The organism is Burkholderia sp. E168m23 (genome assembly GCF_016586125.1).
In the GTDB taxonomy this organism is placed as follows: domain Bacteria; phylum Pseudomonadota; class Gammaproteobacteria; order Burkholderiales; family Burkholderiaceae; genus Burkholderia; species Burkholderia orbicola.
The window spans coordinates 1-7,218 of sequence record NZ_BCPP01000283.1 but is presented as its reverse complement, the minus strand read 5'-3'; the positions used below and the strand labels follow the sequence as shown (position 1 = coordinate 7,218).

At 70.0% G+C, this 7,218-nt stretch carries 3 protein-coding genes and 1 pseudogene; all 4 read left to right on the top strand.

Going from position 1 to position 7,218, the window contains the following annotated elements; translation table 11 throughout:
* Window positions 1-363, top strand: a pseudogene (locus JMF90_RS16290) (alpha-glucosidase C-terminal domain-containing protein); the annotation flags it as partial.
* Window positions 363-3,773, top strand: a complete 3,411-nt coding sequence (gene treS / locus JMF90_RS16285) for a maltose alpha-D-glucosyltransferase (RefSeq protein WP_201317312.1) — start codon at window positions 363-365, stop codon at window positions 3,771-3,773. The pseudogene JMF90_RS16290 and the gene treS, both read left to right, overlap by 1 nt.
* Window positions 3,770-5,980, top strand: a complete 2,211-nt coding sequence (gene glgB / locus JMF90_RS16280) for a 1,4-alpha-glucan branching protein GlgB (RefSeq protein WP_201317307.1) — start codon at window positions 3,770-3,772, stop codon at window positions 5,978-5,980. Before treS ends, glgB begins: the two co-directional genes overlap by 4 nt.
* Before the next feature lie 32 nt (window positions 5,981-6,012).
* Window positions 6,013-7,218 (top strand): glycogen-debranching protein (locus JMF90_RS16275; RefSeq protein ID WP_268905979.1); only part of this gene is annotated, 1,206 nt, incomplete at its 3' end.

Below are 7,218 nucleotides of genomic sequence, written 5' to 3'. Positions count from 1 at the left end.
CTCGGGCTCACGTTCGTCGAGGCCGACAACGATTCGGTGCTCGTGTTCATGAAGGCCACACCTGCGTTCGACAGCGTGGTGATCGTCGCGATCAGCCTCGACCCGTGGCATCCGCAGGCCGCGAACTTCACGCTCGATGCGGCGCTGTGGCGCGGCCTCGGGCTGGCCGACGGCGAACCGCTCGATGCGCTCGAACAGGACGCCGCGCACGCGGAGACCTGGCGCGGCCATCGCCAGTACGTGTCGCTCGATCCGCACGTGCGGCCGTACGCAATCTGGCGGCTCGCGCCGTCTCCGGGCGCCGCGCGGGCGGCGGCACCCGAACCGGACTCCGCCCGCCGCCCTTCGGGAGCGCATGCATGATGAAACGCGAAGATTCCCTCGACGACGTGCGCCGCGCGCAATTCCCGTCGCTCGCGCCGGCCGGCACGCCGCGCCGGCGCCGCGCGCGCCGCCGCGAACCCGCGCTCTGCGCGGACGATCCGCTGTGGTACAAGGACGCGATCATCTACCAGGTGCACGTGAAGTCGTTCTACGACTCGAACAACGACGGCATCGGCGATTTCCCCGGCCTGATCGCGAAGCTCGACTACATCGCCGAACTCGGTGTCGACACGATCTGGCTGCTGCCGTTCTATCCGTCGCCGCGCCGCGACGACGGCTACGACATCGCCGATTACCGCGACGTGCATCCCGACTACGGCACGCTGGCCGACGTGCGGCGCTTCATCCGCGAAGCGCATGCGCGCGGCATCCGCGTGATCGCGGAGCTCGTGATCAACCACACGTCGGACCAGCATCCGTGGTTCCAGCGCGCGCGCCGCGCGAAGCCGGGATCCACGCATCGCGACTACTACGTGTGGTCCGACACCGACACGAAATACGCGGGCACGCGGATCATCTTTCTGGATACCGAAACGTCGAACTGGACCCACGACCCGGTGGCCGGCCAGTACTACTGGCACCGCTTCTACTCGCACCAGCCGGACCTGAACTTCGACAACCCGGCCGTCGTGCGCGAAGTGATCCAGGTGATGCGCTTCTGGCTCGACCTCGGCATCGACGGGCTGCGGCTCGACGCGGTGCCGTATCTCGTCGAGCGCGAAGGTACCAACAACGAGAACCTGCCCGAGACGCATGCGATCCTGAAGCGGATTCGCGCGACGATCGACGCCGAGTACCCGAACCGGATGCTGCTCGCGGAAGCGAACCAGTGGCCGGAAGACGTGCAGGAATACTTCGGCAACGAGGACGAATGCCACATGGCGTTCCACTTCCCGCTGATGCCGCGCATCTACATGTCGATCGCGAGCGAGGATCGCTTCCCGATCCTCGACATCATGCGGCAGACGCCGGCGCTCGCGCCGAGCAACCAGTGGGCCGTGTTCCTGCGCAACCACGACGAGCTGACGCTCGAGATGGTCACCGATTCGGAGCGCGACCTGCTGTGGCAGACCTATGCGAGCGACCGCCGCGCGCGGCTGAACCTCGGCATCCGGCGCCGGCTCGCGCCGCTGATGGAGCGCGACCGGCGCCGCATCGAGCTGATCAATTCGCTGCTGCTGTCGATGCCCGGCACGCCGGTGATCTACTACGGCGACGAACTCGGGATGGGCGACAACATCCACCTCGGCGACCGCGACGGCGTGCGCACGCCGATGCAGTGGTCGTCGGACCGCAACGGCGGCTTCTCGCGCGCCGACCCCGAACTGCTGGTGCTGCCGCCGGTGATGGGCTCGCTGTACGGCTATGACGCGATCAACGTCGAGGCGCAGACGCGCGATCCGCACTCGCTGCTGAACTGGACCCGCCGCATCCTCGCGACGCGCCGCGCGTCGCAGGCGTTCGGGCGCGGCACGATCCGCTTCCTGCGCCCGGAGAACCGCAAGGTGCTCGCGTACCTGCGCGAGCTGGACGGCCACGAGCCGGTGCTGTGCGTCGCGAACCTGTCGCGCGCGTCGCAGGCGGTCGAACTCGACCTGTCCGAATTCGCGGGCCGTGTGCCGATCGAGATGACGTCCGATTCGCCGTTTCCGCCGATCGGCCAGCTCCCGTATCTCCTCACCTTCCCGCCGTACGGGTTCCTGTGGTTCGTGCTCGCCGAGCATGGCCGCGAGCCGTCGTGGCGGCAGCCGCATGCGGAGCCACTGCCCGAATACGTGACGCTCGTGATGCGGCGCGGCGATACGCGGCCAGACGTCTCGCAACTGCACGCGCTGGCGCACGACGCGCTCGCGTCGTGGCTCGCACGGCGGCGCTGGTTCGCATCGAAGGATCGCAAGATCGGCGACGCGTGGCTGAACGTCGTCACGCCGATTCCGGACGAGCCGTTCCAGTATGCGGAGGCGTGGGTGTCCGCGAGCGACGGCGGCGTCGAGCGCTACGTGGTGCCGCTCGCGACCGCGTGGGGCGGCGAGACGTCCCATCCGCTATTCGCGCAACTGGCGCTGGCGCGCGTGCGGCGCGGCCATACGGTCGGCTACCTGACCGATGCGTTCGCGCTGCCGGCGTTCGCGCGCGGGATGCTGCGCAAGCTGCGCGACGGCGCGACGGTGCCCACGTCCGACGGCGGCCGGCTCACCTTTCTCCCGGAAGACGCGCTCGCCGGGCTCGATCCGGGCGACGACGCGGAAGTGCGCTGGCTCGCGGCCGAGCAGAGCAACAGTTCGCTCGTGATCGGCGACGCGATCGTGCTGAAGCTGGTGCGCAAGGTCGCGCACGGCATTCATCCGGAAGCGGAAATGAGCCGGCACCTGACGCGCATCGGCTATGCGAACACTGCGACGCTGGCCGGCGAAGTCGTGCACGTCGACCCGGACGGCACGCCGCATACGGTCGCGATCCTGCAGCGCTACGTCGACAACCAGGGCGACGCGTGGACGCGCTCGTTCGACTTCCTGCGCCGCGCGATCGACGAGCTGGCGCTGCCGGCCGCGGACGAAGGCGAGGCGGCCGAAACGGACGAGGAACCCGACGCACTGCTCGGCTACGCGGCGTTCGCCGGCATCATCGGCACGCGGCTCGGCCAGTTGCACGTCGCGCTCGCGCAGCCGTCCGACGATCCCGCGTTCGCACCGGAGCGCGCGACGCCCGATCACGTCGACGGCTGGTGCGTGGACGCGATCGCGTCGTTCGAACGCGCGCTCGACGTGCTGCGCACGCGGCTCGACGCGCTCGATGCGCCCACCCGCGCGTCGGCCGACGCGCTCCTCGCATCGCGCGACGCGGCCGTCGAGGCGCTCGGCGAACTGGTGCCGCGCACGCTCGACGCGCAATGCACGCGGATTCACGGCGATTTTCATCTGGGCCAGGTGCTCGACGTGCAGGGCGACGCGCTGCTGATCGACTTCGAAGGCGAACCGGCGCGCCCGCTCGAGCGGCGTCGCGCGAAATCGCATCCGCTGCGTGACGTGGCCGGCCTGCTGCGCTCGCTGTCGTACGTGAGCGCGACCGCGCAGTTCGCGATCGAGAAGGCGCCGCCGCAAGCGGCCGGCCGCAAGCGCGCGCTGTTCGACCGCTTCGGGCAGGCCGCGGCCGACCGCTTCGTCGAATGCTATCGCGCGGCGGCCGACCTCGCGCCCGCGCGCTTCGTCGATCCGCACTATGCGGACCGCCTGCTCGCACTGTTCCTGATCGACAAGGCGTCGTACGAGCTGTGCTACGAAGCCGCGAACCGGCCCGACTGGCTGAGCGTGCCGGTCGGCGGGCTCGCGGCGCTGGTCGACCGGCTGCTCGGCGACGGCGTGCTGCCCGACGACGGAGGAAACCCATGACCGATACGCTGTTCGAACGCGCCGATATCGATGCGCTGCTCGCCGGCCGCCATCCCGACCCGTTCGCGTGCCTCGGCCCGCACGAACAGGACGACCGGATCGTCGTGCGGGCGCTGCTGCCCGGCGCCGAGCGCGTGCGCGCGCTGTCGCCGGACGGCGCCGAACTCGGCACGCTCGCGTGCGTCGATCGCGCGGGCTGCTTCGCGGGGACGATCGCGCACGATGGCGGCGCCCCGCACTATCTGCTCTCGATCGACTGGCCGGATGCGCACCAGGTGACCGACGATGCGTACGCGTTCGGCACGCTGCTCGACGAAGCAGCGCTTGCGCGTTTTTCGGCCGGCGACCCCGAAGCCGTGCTCGACTGCCTCGGCGCGACACCGGTGCGCATCGACGACACCGACGGCGTGCGGTTCGCGGTGTGGGCGCCGAGCGCGCAGCGCGTGTCGGTGGTCGGCGATTTCAACGCATGGGACGGCCGCCGCCATCCGATGCGGCTGCGGCGGCCGTCGGGCGTGTGGGAGCTGTTCGTGCCGGGCATCGGCCCGGGCGAGCGCTACAAGTACGAGCTGGTCGCGGCCGACGGGCGCGTGCTGCCGCACAAGGCCGATCCGTGCGCACGGGCGACCGAGGCGCCGCCGCGCACGGCGTCGGTGGTCGCCGACGTCGCGGCGCTCCACGCGTTCGCCTGGCACGACGACGGCTGGATGCACGCGCGGCCGCGCCACGACGACCGCTACCGCGTGCCGTGGTCGATCTACGAGGTCCATCCGGAGTCGTGGCAGCGCATCCCCGAACAGATGGACCGCAGCGCGACGTGGGACGAACTCGCCGAGCGGCTGATTCCGTACGTGAAGGGGATGGGCTTCACACACGTCGAGTTCATGCCGATCGCCGAATACCCGTTCGGCGGCTCGTGGGGCTACCAGCCGCTCGCGCAGTTCGCGCCGTCCGCGCGCTTCGGGCCGGTCGACGGCTTCGCGCGCTTCGTCGATCGCGCGCACGCGGCCGGCATCGGCGTGCTCGTCGACTGGGTGCCCGCGCATTTTCCGAACGACGCGCACGGGCTCGCGCAATTCGACGGCAGCGCGCTGTACGAGCATGCCGACCCGCGCGAGGGGATGCACCCCGACTGGAACACCTGCGTGTTCAACGTCGGGCGCACCGAGGTCAGTGCGTTTCTCGTCGCGTCGGCGCTCGCGTGGGCGCGCCGCTATCACGTCGACGGCATCCGAGTCGACGCGGTCGCGTCGATGCTGTACCGCGACTATTCGCGCAAGGAAGGCGAATGGGTGCCGAACGTGTACGGCGGCCGCGAAAACCTCGAATCGGTCGCGTTCCTGCGCCGGCTGAACGACACGCTGCACGGTGATGCCGCGCCGGCCGGCGTCGTCACCGTCGCGGAGGAATCGACCGCGTGGCCGGGCGTCACCGCGCCGACCGCCGACGGCGGGCTCGGCTTCGACTTCAAGTGGAACATGGGCTGGATGCACGACACGCTCGCGTACCTGCACGAAGACCCGATCCACCGCCGCTATCACCACGACCGGATGACGTTCGGGCTCGTGTATGCGTTCTCCGAGCGCTTCGTGCTGCCGCTGTCGCACGACGAGGTCGTGCACGGCAAGGGCTCGCTCGTCGCGAAGATGCCCGGCGACGCGTGGCAGCGGCTCGCGACGCTGCGCGCGTATTTCGGCTTCATGTGGGCACACCCCGGCAAGAAGCTGCTGTTCATGGGCAGCGAATTCGCGCAGTGGAGCGAGTTCGCGCACGACGCGACGCCACACTGGGATTTGCTCGACGCGCCCGCGCATCGCGGCGTGCAGCGGCTCGTGCGCGATCTCAACCGCGCGTATGCGGCCGAGCCGGCGCTGCATGCGCTCGACTGCCACGCGGCCGGCTTCGCCTGGCTGATCGGCGACGACCGCGACAACAGCGTGTTCGCGTTCGCGCGCCGCGACGATACGGGGCGCCTGGTCGTCGCCGTCTGCAACTTCACACCCGTGCCGCGCGCCGGTTACCGGCTCGGCCTGCCCGCGCCCGGCCATTGGCGCGAACTGATGAACACCGATGCCGCGTCGTACGGCGGCACCAACGCCGGCAACGACGGCGCCGTGTGGGCCGAAGCGGTGCCCGCGCACGGCGAGGCGTGGTCGGCGAGCTTGCGCCTGCCGCCGCTCGCGACGCTCTGGTTGACCCCCGCCTGATCACTCACCTCCCCGACACGGAGATCCACCCCATGCCGACCGCCCTGCCCGACCGTCTCGAACCCGGCCGCAGCTATCCGCTCGGCGCCAGTTGGGACGGCCTCGGGACCAACTTCGCGGTGTTTTCCGCGCATGCGCAGCGCATCCAGCTGTGCGTGTTCGACCCGACCGGCCGCAAGGAACTCGCGCGCCTCGACCTGCCCGAATGCACCGACGAGGTGTGGCACGGCTACCTGCCCAATGCGCATCCGGGCACCGTGTACGGGTTCCGCGCGGACGGCCCGTACCAGCCGCAGCACGGCCATCGCTTCAATCCGACCAAGCTGCTGCTCGACCCGTACGCGCGCAAGCTGGTCGGCCAGTTCCGCTGGTCGGACGCGCTGTTCGGCTATCGCGTGCATTCGAACCGGGCCGACCTGTCGATGGACCGCCGCGATTCGGCCCCCGCGATGCCGAAAGCCGTGGTCGTCGACGAAGCGTTCGACTGGAGCAACGACCGCCGCCCAAACGTGCCGTGGCGCAGCACCGTGATCTACGAGACTCACGTGCGCGGCGCGTCGATGCGCCGCGCCGGGCTGCGCCCGCCGGAGCGCGGCACGTTCGCGTCGCTCGCGCATCCGGCGTTCATCGATCACCTGCTGTCGATCGGCGTGACGACGGTCGAGCTGCTGCCGATTCACGCGTTCCTGCAGCAGCGCGAACTCGTGAAACGCGGGCTGCGCAATTACTGGGGCTACGACACGGCCGCGTTCTTCGCGCCGGAGCCGTCGTACCTGACGACGCGGCGGCTCGACGAAATGCGCATCGCGGTGCGCCAGCTGCATGCGGCCGGCATCGAGGTCGTGCTCGACGTGGTCTACAACCACACGTGCGAAGGCAACCAGCTCGGGCCCACGCTGTCGTGGCGCGGCCTCGACAACGCGAGCTATTACCGGCTGCGGCCCGACGATCCGCGCTACCACGTCGACGAAACCGGCTGCGGCAACACGCTGAACATGTCGCATCCGCGCGTCGTGCAGATGGTGATGGATTCGCTGCGCTACTGGGCGACCGCGTTCAACATCGACGGCTTCCGCTTCGATCTCGGCGTGACGCTCGGCCGCGAGGATCACGGCTTCGAGCCGGGCGCCGGGTTCTTCGATGCGCTGCGGCAGGACCCGGTGCTCGCGCAGCGCAAGCTGATCACCGAGCCGTGGGATCTCGGCCCCGGCGGCTATCAGCTCGGCCGCCACCCGCCC